Raw genomic sequence first — 508 nt, forward strand, 5'->3', positions numbered from 1 at the left:
GCTTTTTTTCGATCAAGCAGCTTTTTGACTTCCAATGTTTTTCTCATTGCATCGGGCAATACATCTTCACGGACAAGATAAAATGTCTCCTCTTTCATTTGCATCCCCCCTTTAAAATAGAGAGCCTGACACCAGGCTCTCTTTTCAGCCAACATTCATTAATCAATAAATTCAAATTCAAATTCCAGAAGCCTGATTATATCTCCATCCTTGGCTCCGCGTTCTCTGAGTGCTTCATCAACACCCATTCCGCGCATCTGTCTTGCAAACCGTTTAACCGATTCATCACGTGAGAAATCAGTCATCTTGAATAACCGCTCAAGGCTGTCTCCTGAAAGCACAAATACACCGTCTGGATCGCGTGTAATGTTAAATGGCACTTCTTCATTTTCCATCGTGTACATCACACGGTTTTGTGTAAGCTCTTCCTCGTCATACAGCGGGAACTCCGGCGTGTTCTCAAGCTGATTGGCAACCTCAAACAGAAGCTCACGCAGACCTTCTCTTG

1 protein-coding gene and 1 pseudogene are annotated in these 508 nt (G+C 43.9%); both read right to left on the bottom strand.

Annotated elements, in window-relative coordinates; genetic code table 11:
* Positions 1 to 104: pseudogene (locus ACWHAR_RS32400) on the bottom strand (ACT domain-containing protein); the annotation flags it as partial.
* A 54-nt stretch (positions 105 to 158) separates the two neighbouring features.
* Positions 159 to 508: Obg family GTPase CgtA (cgtA, locus tag ACWHAR_RS32405; RefSeq protein ID WP_452089096.1), on the bottom strand; the 350-nt coding region annotated here is incomplete at its 5' end.

This window comes from Bacillus sp. LR--39, from assembly GCF_053613335.1.